The 17551-nt window shown below is 68.6% G+C and carries 18 protein-coding genes; 8 read left to right on the forward strand and 10 right to left on the reverse strand.

From position 1 onward, the window contains the following. Positions 1 to 181: 181 nt before the first annotated feature. The 4 genes from BLV92_RS15470 to BLV92_RS15485 all read right to left on the reverse strand — a co-directional run bounded on the left by BLV92_RS15470 (position 182) and on the right by BLV92_RS15485 (position 3258). Positions 182 to 628, reverse strand: coding sequence for an ExbD/TolR family protein (locus BLV92_RS15470; RefSeq protein ID WP_090546313.1), 447 nt, complete (start codon positions 626 to 628; stop codon positions 182 to 184). 24 nt (positions 629 to 652) lie between these two features. Next, positions 653 to 1360: a MotA/TolQ/ExbB proton channel family protein gene (locus BLV92_RS15475; RefSeq protein WP_090546315.1), complete on the reverse strand. Its 708-nt coding sequence runs from the start codon at positions 1358 to 1360 to the stop codon at positions 653 to 655. Between the two features lie 52 nt (positions 1361 to 1412). Next, entirely contained in the window at positions 1413 to 2210 is a 798-nt protein-coding gene (gene dapB / locus BLV92_RS15480) for a 4-hydroxy-tetrahydrodipicolinate reductase (protein WP_090546317.1), read from the reverse strand. A 127-nt stretch (positions 2211 to 2337) separates the two neighbouring features. After that, positions 2338 to 3258 (reverse strand): outer membrane protein assembly factor BamE, encoded by a 921-nt coding sequence (locus BLV92_RS15485; RefSeq protein ID WP_090546319.1) that lies wholly within the window; start codon positions 3256 to 3258, stop codon positions 2338 to 2340. Positions 3259 to 3397: 139 nt separating this feature from the next. Here BLV92_RS15485 and fur point away from each other — a divergent pair, with 139 nt between their 5' ends. Continuing rightward, positions 3398 to 3826, forward strand: a complete 429-nt coding sequence (fur, locus tag BLV92_RS15490) for a ferric iron uptake transcriptional regulator (protein WP_090546321.1) — start codon at positions 3398 to 3400, stop codon at positions 3824 to 3826. Between the two features lie 137 nt (positions 3827 to 3963). On the opposite strand, the gene gap is transcribed toward fur, so the two are convergent. Next, entirely contained in the window at positions 3964 to 4974 is a 1011-nt protein-coding gene (gap, locus tag BLV92_RS15495; RefSeq protein WP_090546323.1) for a type I glyceraldehyde-3-phosphate dehydrogenase, read from the reverse strand. Between the two features lie 94 nt (positions 4975 to 5068). Then, on the reverse strand, positions 5069 to 7063 hold the full coding sequence (tkt, locus tag BLV92_RS15500) for a transketolase (RefSeq protein ID WP_177197920.1): 1995 nt from the start codon (positions 7061 to 7063) through the stop codon (positions 5069 to 5071). Positions 7064 to 7707: 644 nt separating this feature from the next. On the opposite strand from tkt, the gene speE reads away from it, so the two are divergent. From speE to BLV92_RS15515, 3 genes are all read left to right on the forward strand, one after another. After that, positions 7708 to 8571: a polyamine aminopropyltransferase gene (speE, locus tag BLV92_RS15505; RefSeq protein WP_090546326.1), complete on the forward strand. Its 864-nt coding sequence runs from the start codon at positions 7708 to 7710 to the stop codon at positions 8569 to 8571. 67 nt (positions 8572 to 8638) lie between these two features. Then, positions 8639 to 9049 (forward strand): VOC family protein, encoded by a 411-nt coding sequence (locus BLV92_RS15510; protein ID WP_090546327.1) that lies wholly within the window; start codon positions 8639 to 8641, stop codon positions 9047 to 9049. A gap of 17 nt (positions 9050 to 9066) precedes the next feature. Further along, a complete protein-coding gene (locus tag BLV92_RS15515; protein WP_177197915.1) occupies positions 9067 to 9822 on the forward strand; it encodes a 16S rRNA (uracil(1498)-N(3))-methyltransferase in 756 nt (251 codons plus the stop codon). Between the two features lie 114 nt (positions 9823 to 9936). Here the strand turns inward: BLV92_RS15515 and BLV92_RS15520 are convergent, their stop codons facing one another. The 3 genes from BLV92_RS15520 to BLV92_RS15530 all read right to left on the reverse strand — a co-directional run bounded on the left by BLV92_RS15520 (position 9937) and on the right by BLV92_RS15530 (position 13651). After that, positions 9937 to 10500, reverse strand: a complete 564-nt coding sequence (locus tag BLV92_RS15520) for a barstar family protein (RefSeq protein ID WP_090546330.1) — start codon at positions 10498 to 10500, stop codon at positions 9937 to 9939. Between the two features lie 16 nt (positions 10501 to 10516). After that, positions 10517 to 11011 carry a ribonuclease gene (locus BLV92_RS15525; protein WP_373681804.1) on the reverse strand — a complete coding sequence of 165 codons (495 nt, stop codon included), beginning with the start codon at positions 11009 to 11011 and terminating at the stop codon, positions 10517 to 10519. 345 nt (positions 11012 to 11356) lie between these two features. Further along, positions 11357 to 13651: an NADP-dependent malic enzyme gene (locus BLV92_RS15530; RefSeq protein WP_110332444.1), complete on the reverse strand. Its 2295-nt coding sequence runs from the start codon at positions 13649 to 13651 to the stop codon at positions 11357 to 11359. Positions 13652 to 13833: 182 nt separating this feature from the next. Between BLV92_RS15530 and thiL the strand changes: the two genes are divergently transcribed. Genes thiL through BLV92_RS15550 form a run of 4 tightly spaced genes read left to right on the forward strand, consistent with a single transcriptional unit; the run spans position 13834 to position 16482 of the window. Then, the gene (thiL, locus tag BLV92_RS15535) at positions 13834 to 14832 is read left to right on the forward strand and encodes a thiamine-phosphate kinase (protein WP_090546333.1); all 999 of its coding nucleotides are present in this window, start codon (positions 13834 to 13836) and stop codon (positions 14830 to 14832) included. Further along, positions 14822 to 15397 (forward strand): phosphatidylglycerophosphatase A family protein, encoded by a 576-nt coding sequence (locus tag BLV92_RS15540; protein WP_090546335.1) that lies wholly within the window; start codon positions 14822 to 14824, stop codon positions 15395 to 15397. The genes thiL and BLV92_RS15540 overlap by 11 nt, the downstream gene beginning before the upstream one ends. Before the next feature lie 34 nt (positions 15398 to 15431). Beyond that, a complete protein-coding gene (locus tag BLV92_RS15545) occupies positions 15432 to 15932 on the forward strand; it encodes a CinA family protein (RefSeq protein ID WP_090546336.1) in 501 nt (166 codons plus the stop codon). 19 nt (positions 15933 to 15951) lie between these two features. After that, positions 15952 to 16482: a cupin domain-containing protein gene (locus BLV92_RS15550; RefSeq protein ID WP_090546338.1), complete on the forward strand. Its 531-nt coding sequence runs from the start codon at positions 15952 to 15954 to the stop codon at positions 16480 to 16482. Between the two features lie 185 nt (positions 16483 to 16667). Here the strand turns inward: BLV92_RS15550 and pyrF are convergent, their stop codons facing one another. Further along, positions 16668 to 17483, reverse strand: coding sequence for an orotidine-5'-phosphate decarboxylase (gene pyrF, locus BLV92_RS15555; RefSeq protein WP_090546340.1), 816 nt, complete (start codon positions 17481 to 17483; stop codon positions 16668 to 16670). Positions 17484 to 17551 lie beyond the last annotated feature (68 nt).

Consider the following 17551-nt stretch of genomic DNA (forward strand, 5'->3'; position numbering starts at 1 on the left):
GAGCCGGGGCCGCGTCGCGGCGCGATTGTGCGGTAACCGCGCCGCGACCGGCGCGCGATCAAGGCTGCGGCGACGGCGGCGTTGCGAGCTGTTACGGCTGTTGCGTTACCGCTGTTGCGGTGGTGACGGCTGCGCGGCGACGCTGCGTTGCGGCCAACGGCTGTCGCGGAGACGCTTAAGGCTACGGCGACGGCTGCGCGGGCGCGGCGGACGCCGGCGGCGGCTCCGTCACGAAGCCGATCCGTTCGAGCCCCGCCTGCTGCGCGGCGCCCATCACCTGCGCGATCACCTCGTAGCGCGTCGAGCGTTCGGCGCGCAGTTGCAGGTCCGGCTGCTCGGGGCTTTTCGCGGCGGCCGCGAAACGCTGGCGCATCTCGTCCGCCGACACCGGCTGGCCGTCCCAGAAGATCCGGCCCGCGCCGTCGATCGACAGCGTGACCGTCTGCGGCGTCTGCCGCGCGGGCTCGGCCGCGACCTTCGGCAGATCGAGCCGGATCGCATGCGTGAACAGCGGCGCGGTGATGATGAAGATCACCAGCAGCACGAGCATCACGTCGATCAGCGGCGTCATGTTGATGTCCGCCATCGGCGCGGAGTCGCGGTTGCGTTCGAGTCCGCCGAATGCCATCGGATGCTCCTTCGGGTTCGCGCGTCAGCGCGCGCCGGATTCGACCGGCTCGTGCCGGCGCGGCTCGGCGGCCGGCGCGCACACGTACGCGTGCAGGTCGTGCGCGAAGCCGTCGAGGTCGTCGGACAACTGCCGCGCGAGACGGCCGAGCACGTTGTACGCGAGCACCGCCGGAATCGCGACGACAAGGCCGAACGCGGTCATGATCAGCGCCTCGCCGACCGGGCCGGCGACGTTCTCGATCTGCGCCTGGCCGCTCGCCGCGATGCTGCCGAGCGCGTGATAGATGCCCCACACGGTGCCGAGCAGCCCGACGAACGGCGCGGTGCTGCCGATCGACGCGAGCAGCACCTGGCCGAATTCGAGCCGCCGCTGCGACGCGAGAAGCGCGCCGCGCAACGCGCGCAGCACGCGTTCGCCGCGCTCGACGCGCGACAGCAGCACCCCGGGAATGTCGGCTTCGGCGGATGCGAGCGCCGCTTCGGCGAGCGGCAGGAACACGCGCTCGCGATCGGTTTGACGCAACGTCGCGACGCCGTCGGACAGCGTGCGCGTCTGCCAGAACCGCGCGATTCCGCGCGGCCCCTGGCGTTTCGCGCGCACCAGCATCCAGCTTTTGACGATCACGAAGCACCAGCTCGCGACGGACATCGCGAGCAGCACCCACGCGACCGCATGCGTGACCGCGTCGCTGGACTGCAGATAGTGGATGACGCCCGTACCCGCTGCCATCGGACCTCGCTACCGGCGGCGCAGACGCGCCACGCCCGCCGGAGAAAAACGCTCAGCGCAGGCCGAGCACGTCCTGCATATCGTACAGGCCGCTCGCGCGGCCTTCGAGAAAGTGCGCGGCGCGCAGCGCGCCCTGCGCATACGACAGCCGGCTGGCCGACTTGTGCGTGATCTCGACGCGCTCGCCGATGCCGGCGAACAGCACCGTATGGTCGCCGACGATGTCGCCGCCGCGAATCGCGGAAAAGCCGATCGTCGACGGATCGCGCTCGCCGGTCACGCCGTGGCGGCCGTACACCGCGCAGTCGTCGAGGCTGCGGCCGAGCGCGCCGGCAATCACCTCGCCCATGGCGAGCGCCGTGCCCGACGGCGCATCGACCTTGTGCCGGTGATGCGCCTCGATCACCTCGATGTCGTAGCCGGTCGCGAAATAACGCGCGGCGAATTCGAGCAGCTTCAGCGTGACGTTCACGCCGACGCTCATGTTCGCGGCGAACACGATGCCGATCTTTTCCGCGGCCGCCTGCAACGTCGCCTTCTGCGCGGCGTCGAAGCCGGTCGTGCCGATCACGAGCCGCACGTCGTGCCGCAGCGCGGCCTCGATATGCGTCATCGTGCCGGCTGGACGCGTGAAGTCGATCAGGCAGTCCGCCTGCGAGAACACCTGGTCGAGGTCGTCGGTGAGCCGCACGCCGGTTTGCCTGCCGAGGAACGCACCCGCGTCCTGGCCGAGCGAATCGGACCCGGCGGGGACGAGCGCGCCGGCGAGCGTCAGCGCCGGATCGTTCAGCACGGTTTCGATGAGCATCCGGCCCATGCGGCCGGACGCGCCGGCAATTGCGATTTTCATGTGTGTCCCTGCTGATGCGGCGACGCTGAACGCAGCGGAACCAGCGCCGCGAATTCATGCATGCTGCGGCGGTGCGCGTCCTGACCGGACCGCACGTGCGGTCGATCGCGCAGTCCGCTCAGTCCGTTCAGTTCGCCGGTGCGGATGCCGGCGCAGGCGGCGCGGCCAGCGACGGATTCTGCGCGGGCGCGGGCGGCGTCACGTCGCCGGTGCCCTGGCTGCCGGCGGTCGGCCCGACCGGGTTCGGCGGCGGACCGTTCGGCGTCGGCGGCGGCTGGCGGCGCAATTGCACCTGCTGCGGCATCGTGCCGACGTTCGGCGGCAGGCCGGCCGACGGCGGCGTGTTCGCGCGCACCGACGGCGTCAGGCCGGTCGGCGTCTGCACCGCGTTCGTCGCGCGGTTCGCCGCGTCGGCAGCCTGTGCGTTCGGTTCGACCGGCAATGCGGCCGTCGCGTTGCCGAGTTCCGACGACGGCGTGCGCGCGGTGTCCGGAACCGTTGCGCCGATCGCCGCCGCAGCGGCCTCCGAACCCGCGGCGGCCGCTGCGGCGCTGCTGGCGACGGGCGCCGAAGCGGCCGCGGCAGCCTTCGCGCGGGCGCGCCGGCCTGCGCGGTCGCCGTCGATCTCGGCGAGCAGTTCGAGGTTCGACGGCAGGTCTTCGCCGCCGGTCCAGTTGGCAACGCGGTCGCCGTCGAAATTCACGACGAAGTCACGCTGCTGGACGACGGCCGTCGAGCCGCGCTTGAAGTAGAACACGTAGTCCCAGCGGTTCGCGTGGAACAGGTCGGTAAGGAGCGGCGTGCCGAGCAGTTGTTTCACCTCCGCACGCGACATGCCGACGCGCATCTGGGCCGCGGCTTCCTTCGACACGAAATTGCCCTGCACGATCGTGATCCGATACGGCGTGATGCTTTGCGCGACGCGCTGAGTCAGGCTGTCGTAAGTCGAGCAGCCGGCGACAACCGCGAGCGCCGCGGTCAGCAGCGTCCCCGTCAGGGTGCGCGCGAGGCGGCCTCCCTGGCCGATCGTTTTGGATTCTGGAATCATTTCCCTCACCGTGCGGGCTCTTTTATCGCATTCGTAGCGAAGCCGCGCGTATTCTGTCGAAGTTCTGTCGAAGATGACCGGAACAGCAAAAACGCATTACCATTAAGAACCCAGCATTGTACTCCAGGGACTTATTGTCATGACCAATCCAACCGATCTGAAGAACATCGGGCTAAAAGCGACACTGCCGCGCCTCAAGATCCTGGAGATTTTTCAGCACAGCCCGGTCCGCCACCTGACGGCTGAAGACGTTTATCGCAGCCTGCTGAACGAAGAACTCGACATCGGCCTCGCGACCGTCTACCGCGTGCTCACGCAGTTCGAGCAGGCGGGCCTCCTCACGCGCAGCAACTTCGAATCCGGCAAGGCGGTGTTCGAGCTGAACGAAGGCACCCACCACGATCACCTGGTGTGCCTCGACTGCGGGCTCGTCGAGGAATTTTTCGACCCCGAAATCGAGAAGCGCCAGCAATTGATCGCCACCGAACGCGGCTTCAAGCTGCAGGAACACGCGCTCGCGCTGTACGGCGCATGCACGAAGGACAACTGCCCGCATCGCAAACATTGATCCAGCCACCCCTGCTGCGCACTGTCGATCGGGTCTTGATCGTGCGCAGACAGGCCAACGAAAAAACGCCACGGCATCGCTGCCGTGGCGTTTTTCGTTGAAGCACCGCATCGGGCCGCGCAGGCCCGACACGCCGCTTACTTCGCGTTCGCGAGCGCGACCGCGGTGTCCAGCATGCGGTTCGAGAAACCCCACTCGTTGTCGTACCAGCTCGACACCTTCACGAGACGGCCCGACACCTTCGTCAGCGTCGCGTCGAACGTCGACGACGCCGGGTTGTGGTTGAAGTCGATCGACACGAGCGGCGCCGTGTTGTAGCCGAGGATGCCCTTCAGCGCGCCTTCCGACGCTTCCTTCATGATCGCGTTCACTTCTTCGACCGTCGTGTCGCGCTTCGCGATGAACGACAGGTCGACGATCGACACGTTGATCGTCGGGACGCGGATCGCGTAGCCGTCGAGCTTGCCGTTCAGTTCCGGCAGCACGAGGCCGACCGCCGCCGCCGCGCCGGTCTTCGTCGGGATCTGGCTGTGCGTCGCCGAGCGCGCGCGGCGCAGGTCCTCGTGGTACACGTCGGTTAGCACCTGGTCGTTCGTGTACGCGTGGATCGTCGTCATCAGGCCGGTTTCGAGGCCGATTTTGTCGTTCAGCGGCTTGACGAGCGGCGCGAGGCAGTTCGTCGTGCACGAGGCGTTCGAGATCACCGTGTCCGACGCCTTCAGCACGCCGTGGTTCACGCCGTAGACGATCGTCGCGTCGACGTCCTTGCCGCCCGGCGCCGAGATGATGACCTTCTTCGCGCCGCCCTTGATGTGCGCGCTCGCCTTTTCCTTCGTCGTGAAGAAGCCGGTGCATTCCAGCACGACGTCGACGCCCAGCTCGCCCCACGGCAGTTCGGCCGGGTTGCGGTTCGCGAGCACGCGGATGCGGTCGCCGTTCACGACGAGGAAGTCGCCGTCCACCGACACTTCGCCGGGGAACTTGCCGTGCGCGGTGTCGTACTGCGTCAGGTGGGCGTTGGTCTTCGCGTCACCGAGGTCGTTGATCGCGACGATCTCGATGTCGTGCTTCTTGCCGTTTTCATAGAAGGCGCGCAGCGTATTGCGGCCGATCCGGCCGTAGCCGTTGATTGCGACGCGAATCGTCATGGTTTATCTCCTGATGGCTGAAAAATCCTGATGCCGGGCCGGGCGCGAGCCCGGCCGCCGTGCGCCGCGCTTCCGGGCGGCGCGGCGTCACGCATTAGTCGAGCGCCGCCTTCGCCGTGGCGACGATGTGCTCGACCGTGAAGCCGAAATACTTGAACAGCACGCCGGCCGGGGCCGACTCGCCGAACGAGTCGATGCCGACCACGCCGCCTTCGAGACCCACGTACTTGCGCCAGAAGTCGGTCACGCCCGCTTCGATCGCGACGCGGCGCACGCCCTTCGGCAGCACGCGCTCGCGATACGCTTCGTCCTGGCGGTCGAACGCGTTGGTCGACGGCATCGACACGACGCGCGCGCCGATCCCTTCGCGCTGCAGCGGCTCGACCGCCTTCAGCGCGAGTTCGACTTCGGAGCCGGTCGCGATCAGGATGATCTTGCGCGCGGGGATGTCGTCGTTCCAGTCGCGCAGCACGTAACCGCCCTTCGCGATGTTCTCGATCTGTGCGTCGGTGCGCTCGCTGTACGCGAGGTTCTGGCGGCTGAACACGAGGCACGACGGGCCGTGATGCTCGATCGCCTGGGTCCACGCAACCGCCGTCTCGACCGTGTCGGCCGGACGCCACAGCGTGATGTGCGGGATCAGCCGCAGGCTCGCGAGCTGCTCGACCGACTGGTGCGTCGGGCCGTCCTCGCCGAGGCCGATCGAGTCGTGCGTGAACACGAAGATCGACGGCGCCTTCATCAGCGCGGCGACGCGCAGCGCGTTGCGGCTGTAGTCGGAGAACGTCAGGAACGTGCCGCCGAACGGCTTGTAGCCGCCGTGCAGCGCGAGCCCGTTGATCGCGGCGCTCATGCCGAATTCGCGCACGCCGTAGTTGATGTGGTTGCCCCACTGGACGCCCGCGCCGTCCTTGTTCGCGCGGACCGGCTTCGACGCCTTCCAGTTCGTCAGGTTCGAGCCGGTCAGGTCAGCCGAACCGCCGAGCAGTTCCGGCAGCGCGGCGGCGAGCCCTTCGATCGTCTGCTGCGACGCCTTGCGGGTCGCGACCGTTTCCTTGCGCGCGTCGGCGTCCGCGATGATCGCCTTCGCCTTCTGCGCCCAGTCGTCGGGCAGGCGCTTCGCGTTGCGGCGCTCGAACTCGGCGGCTTCCTGCGGATACTTCGCCTTGTACTGCGCGAACGCGTCGTTCCACGTCGCTTCGAGCTTCGCGCCGGACGCCTTCGCGCTCCAGTCGTCGTACGCTTCCTGCGGCACGACGAACGGCTCCCACTTCCAGCCGGACGCCGCGCGCCACTTCGCGATCTCTTCCGCGCCGAGCGCCGCGCCGTGCACGTCGTGGCCGCCCTGCTTGGTCGGCGCGCCCTTGCCGATCACCGTCTTGCAGCAGATCAGCGTCGGCTTGTCCGACGCCTTCGCCTTCTGGATCGCCGCGTCGACCGCGTCGACGTCATGGCCGTCCACGTGCGGGATCACGTTCCAGCCGTACGCCTCGAAACGCTTCGGCGTGTCGTCGTGGAACCAGTTCACGACGTCGCCGTCGATCGAAATGCCGTTGTCGTCGTACAGCGCGATCAGCTTGTTCAGCTTCAGCGTGCCGGCGAGCGAGCAGGCCTCGTGCGAGATGCCTTCCATCATGCAGCCGTCGCCGAGGAACACGTACGTGTGGTGATCGACGATCTTCGCGTCCGGCTTGTTGAATTCGTCCGCGAGCAGCGCCTCCGCGAGCGCCATGCCGACCGCGTTCGCGACCCCCTGGCCGAGCGGGCCGGTGGTCGTCTCGACGCCCGGCGTGATGCCGTATTCCGGATGGCCGGGCGTCTTCGAATGCAGCTGGCGGAAGTTCTTCAGTTCGCCGATCGGCAGCTCGTAGCCGGTCAGGTGCAACAGCGAATACAGCAGCATCGAGCCGTGGCCGTTCGACAGCACGAAGCGGTCGCGGTCGTTCCAGTGCGGGTTCGCCGGGTTGTGGCGCAGATGGCGCGACCACAGCGCGACCGCGATTTCGGCCATGCCCATCGGCATGCCGGGGTGGCCCGAGTTTGCCTGTTGAACGGCGTCCATGGACAGCGCGCGGATCGCGTTGGCCATCAGCTGGGTAGAGGCGGCGGGGGAAGAGGACGGGGTCGTCATGTCGAGTCCGGGAACGAGTGCAAAAAGCGGCGTGCGCGAAGTGGCGGCGGCACAGCAGCGCGGGGTCCGGAAGCTCGGCTAGCCGTCCGCTACGACGCACGATGCGGCGCCGGAAGACGCGAAACGGGCAGAGCAAACGGGCAAGGCTGCAAAGGGCGATAGTCTAACAGATCGTGCAGATTTTCCCTGTCGGACAGGCGCGTCGGCGCGGGCTCCGAAGGCCGGTGCGGCCCGCCGCGCGGCGGGCCGAAGCGACGCGCGCGCCAGCACCTGCGGCGCGCCGGCGATCGCCTCCGCAGCTCGGCCGCAGCGTGCGCATCCGCCGTACCCGCCGCGACGGCGCGACACGTCGCGCGACGTTAGCGGTCGAGCCGCGATCGAGGCCGGGGACGGCTCTCGATCGGCTCTCGATCGGCTCTCGATCGGCTCTTGATCGGCTCTTGATCGGCTCTCGATCGGCTCTCGATCGGCTCTCGATCGGCTCTCGATCGGCCCGCGAGCGGCGCGGCAGTGCGCCCCGATCAGTCGAGTTCAGCCCGCATGCAGCACGTATAATTCCGCCGTTTGCCTTACTTTTCCGGCTGCGCCGCGCGCGACCCATCGTGAACGACCCGCTCATTTTCCACCCCGCCGCCGACACGCTCTACGGGTTCCCTGGCGCGCGACGGCTGGAGTCCGTCGCTTCGGCGTGGCAGCGCATCGAGGTCTGGGACACGCCGCAACTCGGCTGCCTGTTCACGCTCGATGGCCGGCCGATGACGTCCGCCGGCGACGAGTTCGTCTATCACGAATGCATGGTGCATCCGGCCGCGCTCACGCACCCGTCGCCGCGCGCGGCGCTCGTGCTCGGCGGCGGCGACGGCGGCGCGGCGCGCCAGTTGCTCAGGCACCCGGGCATCGCGCGGATCGTCGTCGCGGAACTCGATCCGGACGTCGTGCGGCTCACCGGCGACTATCTGCCGGAGGTGCGCGGCGGCGCGTTCGACGACCCGCGCGTCGAACTGGTGATCGGCGACGCCGCGCTGTTCGTCGCGGCGACCCGCGAGCGTTTCGACCTCGTCGTATTCGACCTGACGCCGCCGGACTCGCCGGCCGCCGGGCTCTACACACGCGAGTTCTACGCGGCGCTGAAACGCGTGACGACGGACGACGCGCTCGTGTCGCTGCACCTCGGCTCGCCGTATCAGCACGCGGCGCGGATCGGCGCGCTGCTCGACGGACTGCGCGCGTCGTTCGCGACGGTGCGCACGCTCGGCGCGTTCGTGCCGCTGTACGGCTCGTTATGGCTGATGGCGGTCGCGAGCGACCGGCTCGATCCGCTCGCGCCCGATGCGGCCACGCTCGCGCAACGGATCGCGCAGCGCGGGATCGCCGGTCTGCGCTGCTACGACGCCCGCGTGCACGCCGCGCTGTTCGCGGCGCCGCTGACCGCGCGCGATAAACTAGGGCCATTGCTGGAGCCGTGACGCCGGCGGTCCGCCGCTCGGCGACGCCGCAGCGACGCCCATCGAACCTCGAACCTGGAGAGCCCTGATGACCGCACCACGTCCCGCCGGAGTGCCGTGGCTGACGCCGTACCTGACGGTGCGCGACGCCCGCGCCGCGATCGCCTTCTTCGAGGCGGCTTTCGGTTTTTCGGTGCGCGACTGCGTACAGGACGACGGCGTGGTGATGCACGTGGAGATGAGCTATCACGACCAGTTGATCGTGATGTTCGCGCCGGAGGGGGCATTCGGCTCGACCGCGCACACGCCGCGCAGCGCGGGCGCGATCGCGCCGCAGTCGTTCTACCTGTACGTCGACGACGTCGACACGGTGTACGCCCGCGCGCTGACGGCCGGCGCGAAGTCGCTGAGCGAGCCGCAGGACCAGTTCTGGGGCGACCGCTTCGCTCAGATCGAGGATCTCGACGGCTACCGCTGGGCGCTCGCCTGCCACCTTTGATGGTCTCCCTCTGATCGATGAGTACGTCTTCCGTGCCCCGCTTTTTCGTCGGCGTCCCGCTTCAGTCCGACGACGTGATTACCCTTCCCGATGAAGTCACCCGCCATGTTCAGGTGCTGCGCCTGCAAGCCGGCGACGCGATCGCGCTGTTCAACGGCGACGGCGGCGAATACCGCGCGGAAATCGTCGGCGTCGAACGGCGCGCGGCAACGGTGCGCATCGGAGCATTCCGCGACGTGGAGGCCGAGCCGCCGTACCGGCTGACGCTCGCGCAGGGCATCGCCGGCAGCGACAAGATGGACTGGCTGATCGAGAAGGCCGTCGAACTCGGCGCGTCCGGCTTCGCGCCGCTGACGACCGCGCGCGGCGTCGTGCGGCTGTCCGGCGAGCGCGCGCAAAAGCGGCACGCGCACTGGCAGCGCATCGTGCAGGCCGCGTGTGAGCAGTGCGGCCGCAACCGGCTGCCGGACGTCGCGCCATCGCGCGAGATCGGCGCGTGGCTCGACGCGCTGCCCGCGACGCCGGCGGACGGCGAATTGCGGCTGCTGCTGTCGCCGCGCGCGAGCATTGCGTTCGCGGCGCTGCCCCACACGCCGCCGGCGGGCGAAGTGATCCTGCTGATCGGACCGGAAGGCGGGTTGTCGCCCAACGAAGAGGACGCGGCCGTCGCGCGCGGATTCACGTCGATCGGCCTCGGGCCGCGCGTGCTGCGCACCGAGACGGCGGGCATCGCGGTGCTGGCCGCGCTGGCCGGACGCTGGGGGGGATGGTGAGAATACGGGCGAAAGGGGACGGCGAAACAGCAAACGCCGCCTGAAAACGACAAGGCCCGCCGAAGGCGGGCCTTGCATAAAACGGATGCCGAAACAAACGCGGCGCCGAACGGCCTACGCGAACGAGTAGAACACGCGGAACGGCACCTTCCGCTCGGCCCAGAATTCAGACGCCTCGCGGAACACGTCGAGCAGCGTCTCGCGCCCTTCCTTGTCGAACTTCTGCGCGATCGGCAGCCCTTCGAGCACGATCACGAAACCCGGCTGCTCGCCGGCCTTCTGCACGAGATCGGTCAGGCAGTCGTGCAGCGCGTCGTAGTTCTTGCCGAAATGCTTCGGAAACAGAAACGACGTCGCGATCGTTTCGAGCACTTCCTGCTTCGTCTGCGCGTTCGCGCAGTACGCATACAGGAAATGCTGCTGCAACCGCTCCGCCTCGTCGGCCAGATCCTGCACGCGGAACGCGCGGATCGACTGCACGATGTTCGGCCGGACCGTCCTGAACAGACTCATCGCCCCCTCGCCAGGTGAAAGCGTCCCGCCGGCCTCGCCGTGGGCGCCCTCGCCCTGCTGCCCGGCGCTCTTCATCTGCATGACGCGCTGAAACAGGTTGCCTTCGCCGGCCGCGAACAGATCCCTCGCGACCCTGGTGTCGTGCGCGTAGACGTTATCGCTCATGCCGCTCTTCCCGGTTTCATTCAACAATTCGCTTAAAACTGGCGTAGTGGTCGTCGGAGTAGTAGCAGTTGTCGGTCCGCCGCTGCGGACCGCCGCAGACGATGCGCCGCGCGCCGCGATTGCGCGCGCGCGGCGTCGGCACGGTGTATTCGTGATAGTAGCCACGCCGGTGCTGCGGCAGCAGCCGCTCGAAATTGCCGAATACGACGCCGTCTTTCCCGTACGAAAACGGCCCGCCCGCGGCGATCAGGTCCAGCGTATTGGCAGCTTCGCGCGGCAGTTCGGACCGCTCGATCGTCGCGGTGACAGCGCCGGCGTCGTCAGCGCGGCTGGTGCGCGCTTCTGCGCCCGGTGCCGCGAAGCCGGCGAATGCGACCGCCGCCACGACCGCCGCCGTCGCCACCCGCCGCAGGCTGCCTGACCAGTGGTGGGTGCACAGCCCGCCGAGGCTCGCGCCCGACGTCACTGTCTCGTTGCCGCAGTTTCCCTGAAGCAGCCCCCTGCGCGCCATCTGGTTTCCCGCTGTCGGATCCACGCGTTTGACGACCATGAAAGATGCAAGGGTATCGCTAAAGGCCTCTGGAATCAACGCTTTCCCGGCGGCGGCGGACGTGCGCGCACCCCGAACCGGTCAAGGCCCGGTAATTTTTGCAATAAGGGAAAGATTGCCCGAGACCCGCATGAAACGGGCTGCAAACGGCGCGGCAGGCGGCAATTCGCCCGGTGGCGGAACCCTTCGACGGGGTTCCGCGCGCCAGCCCGGAACCGCGGCGCGCCCGTTGCAGGCGCGCCACTTTTTTAGACCGGGCCGGCCGGTCAGCGCACACCGCGCAACCAGCCCGCCCGGGGACGGAGCTTAACGCGCCGCGTTCACATCCGCGACCAGCAGCGCGGTCATGTTGACGATCCGGCGCACCGTCGCCGACGCGGTCAGCACGTGCACCGGCCGCGCAGCGCCGAGCAGGATCGGCCCGATCGCGATGTTGTTGCCTGCCGCGGTCTTCAGCAGGTTGTACGAGATGTTCGCCGCGTCGATGTTCGGCATCACCAGCAGGTTCGCCTCGCCTTCCAGCGTCGAGTCCGGCAGGATCTCCGCGCGCAGGTTTGCGTCGAGCGCGACGTCGCCGTGCATCTCGCCGTCCACCTGCAGTTCCGGCGCGCGCTCGCGCAGGATCGCGAGCAGGTCGCGCATCTTCTGCGCGGACGGCGCGAGGCTCGAACCGAAGTTCGAATGCGACACCAGCGCGACCTTCGGCTCGATGCCGAAGCGGCGCACTTCGTCGGCCGCCATCAGCGTGATCTCGGCCAGTTGCTCCGGCGTCGGATCGACGTTTACGTGCGTGTCGACGAGGAAGATCTGCCGGTTCGGCAGCACCAGCGCGTTCATCGCCGCGTAGACGCTCGCGCCCGGCTTCTTGCCGATCACCTGGTCGATGAAGTGCAGGTGACGGTGCGTCGTGCTGACCGTGCCGCAGATCATCCCGTCGGCGTCGCCCTTCTTCACCAGCATCGAGCCGATCAGCGTCGTGCGGCGGCGCATTTCGAGCTTCGCCATCTGCGGCGTGATGCCCTTGCGCGCCATGATCTTCGCGTAGGTCTGCCAGAAGTCGCGGTAACGCTCGTCGTGGTCGGTGTTCACGACCGTGTAGTCCTGGCCCGCGACGAGGCGCAGGCCGTAGCGCGCGATGCGCTGCTCGATCACCGCCGGGCGGCCGATCAGGATCGGCTTCGCGAGCTTTTCGTCGACGACGATCTGGATCGCGCGCAGCACGCGCTCTTCCTCGCCCTCGGCGAACACGATGCGCTTCTTCTCCGGCTCGACCGCGCGCGCGATCTGGAAGATCGGCTTCATCGTCGTGCCGCTGTGATACACGAACTGCTGCAGATGCTGCTCGTACGCGTCCATGTCCTCGATCGGACGGGTCGCGACGCCCGAGTCCATCGCGGCCTGCGCGACGGCCGGCGCGATCTTCACGATCAGGCGCGGATCGAACGGCTTCGGAATCAGGTACTCGGGGCCGAACGACAGGTCCTGGATCCCGTACGCGGTCGCGACGACGTCGCTCTGCTCCTGGCGCGCCAGTTCGGCGAGCGCGTTCACGGCGGCGATTTCCATTTCCTTCGTCACCGTCGTCGCGCCGACGTCGAGCGCGCCGCGGAACAGGAACGGGAACACCAGCACGTTGTTCACCTGGTTCGGATAGTCGGTGCGGCCGGTCGCCAGCACCGCGTCCGGACGCACTTCGAGCGCGAGTTCCGGCAGGATTTCCGGCGTCGGGTTCGCGAGCGCGAGGATCAGCGGCTTCGCGGCCATCTGCTTGACCATCTCCTGCTTCAGCACGCCGCCGGCCGACAGGCCGAGGAACACGTCCGCGCCTTCGATGACTTCGGCAAGCGTGCGCGCATTCGTTTCGCGCGCGAAGCGTTCCTTGTCCGGGTCCATCAGCTCGGTGCGGCCCTTGTACACGACGCCCGCGAGGTCGGTCACGGTGATGTTCTCGCGCGGCAGGCCGATGTCGACCAGCAGCTCCAGGCACGCGAGCGCCGCGGCGCCGGCGCCCGACGACACGAGCTTCACTTCCTTGATGTCCTTGCCGACCACCTTCAGGCCGTTCGTCACCGCGGCTGCCACGACGATCGCGGTGCCGTGCTGGTCGTCGTGGAAAACCGGGATCTTCATCCGCTTGCGGCATTCGCGCTCGACGATGAAGCAGTCCGGCGCCTTGATGTCTTCGAGGTTGATGCCGCCGAACGTCGGTTCGAGCGCGGCGATCACGTCGACCAGCTTGTGCGGGTCGGACTCGTTCAGTTCGATGTCGAACACGTCGATGCCCGCGAACTTCTTGAACAGCACCGCCTTGCCTTCCATCACCGGCTTCGACGCGAGCGGCCCGATGTTGCCGAGGCCGAGCACCGCGGTGCCGTTCGTCACGACGCCGACCAGGTTGCTGCGCGCGGTGAAGCGCGCGGCGTCCAGCGGATTTTCGACGATCGCCTCGCACGCGAACGCGACACCCGGCGAATACGCGAGCGACAGGTCGCGCTGGTTGATCATCTGCTTGGTGGGCGCAATCGCGATCTTCCCGGGGGTCGGGAATTCGTGATAATCGAGGGCGGCTTCGCGAAGCTTGGTCGTGGCGGGATTCGACATGAGAGGCAGGTTGTAGTGCAGATTAGAATGGCGATTCGACACGCATTGTAGCGCCATTCCCCGCCACGATTGCTTACAGTTCCGGCGCATGTGCCGCGACCGGGATGCGTGAAGCGCCCCGGCCGCGCGCCGCGCGCAACCTGTCCCGCCGGCGTCGTCCGGCTCTCGCGAGACCGCCGTTCATGCTTTCCGAATTCTCCCTGATCGACCGCTACTTCGCGCAGCGCGCCCGCGCGCACACGCGCCGCGCAACGCTCGGCATCGGCGACGACTGCGCGCTGATCGCGCCGCCGCCCGGCGAGGTGCTCGCGGTGTCGACGGACATGCTGGTCGAAGGCCGCCACTTCCTGCCGAACGTCGATCCGCACGCGCTCGGCCACAAGGCGCTCGCGGTGAACCTGTCGGACCTCGCGGCGATGGGCGCCGCGCCGCTCGGCTTCACGCTCGCGTTCTCGCTGCCCGCGCCGCGCGAGGACTGGCTCGCCGCGTTCAGCGCGGGCCTCTTCGAACTCGCGGACCGCTACGACTGCGAGCTGATCGGCGGCGACACGACCGCCGGCCCGCTGAACCTGTGCCTCACGATCTTCGGCTCGGTGCCGCCGCAGCACGCGTTGCGCCGCGACGCCGCGCGGCCGGGCGACGACGTGTGGGTGTCCGGCACGCCCGGCGACGCGCGCGCGGGCCTCGGCCTGCTGCGCGGCGAATGGACGACGAACGAGACCGACGCGGCCGTGCTGCGCCGCGCGCTGGAGCGGCCCGAGCCGCGCGTCGCGCTCGGCCTCGCGCTGCGCGGCGTCGCGCACGCGGCGCTCGACGTGTCGGACGGCCTCGCGGGCGACCTGCTGCACATCCTCGAACGCTCGAACGTCGCCGCGCTGATCGACGCGGACGCGCCGCCGAAATCGGCCGCGCTCGCGAAGCTGCCGCGCGACGTGCAGCGCCAGTGCGCGCTCGCGGGCGGCGACGACTACGAACTGTGCTTCACCGCGCCGCCGGACCGGCGCGCGGCGGTCGAGGCGGCCGCGCAACAGGCGGGCGTGCGCGCGACCCGCATCGGTACAATTACTGCACTCGACCCGGCCGACCCGCAACGCGCGACGCCGTCGATCTCCTGGCGCGACGCGTCCGGTGCGCCGCTCAACCTGACGCTGCAAGGCTTCGACCACTTTCATGCCGACTGACCCCACGCCCGCTCCGGCCGATCCGCTGCCAAATCTGCCGAATCCGCCCGCGCCGCGTCCGGCCGGACCAGCAGCCGCCGCGCCGCGCCGCGCCGACGCGCCGTTCATGCTCACGCATCCGCTGCACATCGTGTCGCTCGGTTTCGGCAGCGGCCTGTCGCGGCTCGCGCCGGGCACCGCCGGCACGCTGTTCGCGTGGGCGTCGTTCGAAGTGTTGAGCCGCTACCTGACCGTGCTCGACTGGGGCCTGCTGATCGTCGTCGGCTTCTTCGCCGGCATCGGCATCACCGGCTTCACCGCGAAAAAGCTGCGCACCGACGACCCGTCCGCGATCGTGTGGGACGAGATCGTCGCGTTCTGGCTCGTGCTGCTGATGGTGACGCCGATCGGCTTCACCGGCCGGCTGTGGGCGTTCGTGCTGTTCCGCTTCTTCGACATGGTGAAGCCGCCGCCGATCCGCTACTTCGACCGCCGCCTGAAAGGCGGTTTCGGCATCATGTTCGACGACCTCGTCGCCGCGTTCTTCACGCTGCTCGTGATCGCGCTGTGGCGGATGTCGGTCTGACGACCGCGCACCCACCCTTACCGGACCTCACCCGATGCCCACCGACACCGTCGTCCATCAACTGGCGATCCGCGCCGGCAACCGTCTGCGCGACAGCCGCCTGATGCTCGCGACCGCCGAATCCTGCACCGGCGGCATGGTCGCGACCGCGATCACCGACATCTCCGGCAGCAGCAACTGGTTCGAACGCGGCTTCGTCACGTACTCCAACCAGGCGAAGAGCGAAATGATCGGCGTGCCGCCCGAGCTGATCGAAAAGCACGGCGCGGTCAGCGAGCCGGTCGCGCGCGCGATGGCCGAAGGCGCGCTGCGCAACAGCCGCGCGCAGGTGTCGCTCGCGATCACCGGCGTCGCCGGGCCGGGCGGCGGCACGCCGGACAAGCCGGTCGGCATGGTGTCGTTCGCGTGGAGCAACCGGCTGCACACGAGCGTCGAGACGCTGGTGTTCAAGGGCGACCGCGAACAGGTGCGCGTGCAGGCCGCCGCGCACGCGTTGCGCGGGCTGCTCGCGCTGCTCGACGAAAAGGAACGCTGAACGCGTGACGGAGAAGCGAATGGGCAACACACAGGCCGCCGTCGACGAACTGATCCGCCGCTTCGGACTGGAACCGCATCCGGAAGGCGGTTACTACAGCGAGACGTTCCGGTCGCCGACCCAGGTGCTGCGCGACGGCGCGCCGGACAGCGACGGCACGCGCGCCGCATCGACCGCGATCTACTACCTGCTGTGCAACGGCGCGTACTCCGCGTGGCACCGGATCCGCTCGGACGAGGTCTGGCATTTCTATGCGGGCTCGCCGCTCGAAGTGCATGCGATCGACGAAGGCGGCGTGCTGTCGACGCGGCGGCTCGGCCACGCGCTCGAACATGCGGACACCGTGTTCCAGGCGGTCGTGCCGAAGGGTCACTGGTTCGCCGCGCGCTGCTGCGATCCGTCCGCGTATGCGTTCGTCGGCTGCACGGTCGCGCCGGGTTTCGAATTCAGCGAGTTCGAGATCGCGGACACCGCCGCGCTGATAGCCCGCTTTCCGCTGCACCGGGCGCTGATCGAACTGCTCGGCAAGCCCGCGGCATCGAAGGATTGAACGCCGCCGCGCCGGGTTTCGGGTTCCGCGAATTCGAGATCGCGGACGCCGCCGCGCTGTGACGGCCGGCTATCCACGGCATCGGACGCGGATCGAACGGCCCGGCAAGCTGGCGGCGTCGAAAGGTTGAACACCGCCACGCCGCCGATGACCCGCATGGTGGCGGCAACGGCAAAGAACCCGGATCAGCGGAACGCGTTGATCCGGTCGCGCGTGTCCTCTGCGGCGCGCGCGGCGGCTGCCGCGAAGTCGTCGCCCTTGCCCGCATAGATGATCGCGCGCGACGAGTTGATCAGCATCCCGGTGCCGGCCGCGTTGCGCCCCGCGCGCACGGTCGCCTCGACGTCGCCGCCCTGCGCGCCGATTCCCGGAATCAGCAGCGGCATCTCGCCGACGATCCCGCGCACCGTCTCGATCTCCTTCGGGAACGTCGCGCCGACCACCAAACCCAGTTCGCCGCTCGCGTTCCACTTCTGCGCGGCGAGTTGCGCGACCACCTGGTAGAGCGGCTTGCCGCCCGTCTCCAGGAACTGCAGATCGGAGCCGCCCGGATTCGACGTGCGGCACAGCACGATCACGCCCTTGCCCGCGTGCTCCAGATACGGCTCGATCGAGTCGAAACCCATGTACGGGTTGACCGTCACCGCGTCCGCGCGATAGCGGTCGAACGCTTCGCGCGCGTACTGCTCGGCGGTGCTGCCGATGTCGCCGCGTTTCGCGTCGAGGATCACCGGCAGGCCCGGATGCCGCGCGTGGATATGCGCGATCAACTGTTCGAGCTGGTCCTCGGCGCGAAACGCGGCGAAGTACGCGATCTGCGGCTTGAATGCGCACGCGTATGGCGCGGTCGCATCGACGATGTCGCGGCAGAACGCGAAGATCGCGTCCGCGCGGCCGGCGAACGCGGCCGGAAACTTCGCGGGCTCGGGGTCGAGGCCGACGCACAGCAGCGAACCGGTGCGCTGCCAGGCGGCGTCGAGGGTCTGGGTGAAAGAGGACATGGTGAGAAAACTCGCGGCGAGCCAGAGAAGAAAACGGCGCGTATTTTAACCGGGCTCGCCGCCGCGCC

This window comes from Paraburkholderia caballeronis (assembly GCF_900104845.1).
Taxonomy (GTDB): Bacteria; Pseudomonadota; Gammaproteobacteria; order Burkholderiales; family Burkholderiaceae; genus Paraburkholderia; species Paraburkholderia caballeronis.

Excerpts from the sequence above, each read along its gene's own strand:
- thiL (WP_090546333.1), top strand. The coding sequence starts at position 13,834 with ATGCTTTCCGAATTCTCCCTGATCGACCGCTACTTCGCGCAGCGCGCC.
- gap (WP_090546323.1), bottom strand. The coding sequence starts at position 4,974 with ATGACGATTCGCGTCGCAATCAACGGCTACGGCCGGATCGGCCGCAAT.
- BLV92_RS15515 (WP_177197915.1), top strand. The coding sequence starts at position 9,067 with ATGAGTACGTCTTCCGTGCCCCGCTTTTTCGTCGGCGTCCCGCTTCAG.
- BLV92_RS15525 (WP_373681804.1), bottom strand. The coding sequence starts at position 11,011 with ATGGCGCGCAGGGGGCTGCTTCAGGGAAACTGCGGCAACGAGACAGTG.
- BLV92_RS15510 (WP_090546327.1), top strand. The coding sequence starts at position 8,639 with ATGACCGCACCACGTCCCGCCGGAGTGCCGTGGCTGACGCCGTACCTG.
- tkt (WP_177197920.1), bottom strand. The coding sequence starts at position 7,063 with ATGGCCAACGCGATCCGCGCGCTGTCCATGGACGCCGTTCAACAGGCA.
- fur (WP_090546321.1), top strand. The coding sequence starts at position 3,398 with ATGACCAATCCAACCGATCTGAAGAACATCGGGCTAAAAGCGACACTG.
- dapB (WP_090546317.1), bottom strand. The coding sequence starts at position 2,210 with ATGAAAATCGCAATTGCCGGCGCGTCCGGCCGCATGGGCCGGATGCTC.
- pyrF (WP_090546340.1), bottom strand. The coding sequence starts at position 17,483 with ATGTCCTCTTTCACCCAGACCCTCGACGCCGCCTGGCAGCGCACCGGT.
- BLV92_RS15550 (WP_090546338.1), top strand. The coding sequence starts at position 15,952 with ATGGGCAACACACAGGCCGCCGTCGACGAACTGATCCGCCGCTTCGGA.
- BLV92_RS15520 (WP_090546330.1), bottom strand. The coding sequence starts at position 10,500 with ATGAGCGATAACGTCTACGCGCACGACACCAGGGTCGCGAGGGATCTG.
- BLV92_RS15540 (WP_090546335.1), top strand. The coding sequence starts at position 14,822 with ATGCCGACTGACCCCACGCCCGCTCCGGCCGATCCGCTGCCAAATCTG.
- BLV92_RS15485 (WP_090546319.1), bottom strand. The coding sequence starts at position 3,258 with ATGATTCCAGAATCCAAAACGATCGGCCAGGGAGGCCGCCTCGCGCGC.
- BLV92_RS15530 (WP_110332444.1), bottom strand. The coding sequence starts at position 13,651 with ATGTCGAATCCCGCCACGACCAAGCTTCGCGAAGCCGCCCTCGATTAT.
- BLV92_RS15545 (WP_090546336.1), top strand. The coding sequence starts at position 15,432 with ATGCCCACCGACACCGTCGTCCATCAACTGGCGATCCGCGCCGGCAAC.
- BLV92_RS15470 (WP_090546313.1), bottom strand. The coding sequence starts at position 628 with ATGGCATTCGGCGGACTCGAACGCAACCGCGACTCCGCGCCGATGGCG.
- BLV92_RS15475 (WP_090546315.1), bottom strand. The coding sequence starts at position 1,360 with ATGGCAGCGGGTACGGGCGTCATCCACTATCTGCAGTCCAGCGACGCG.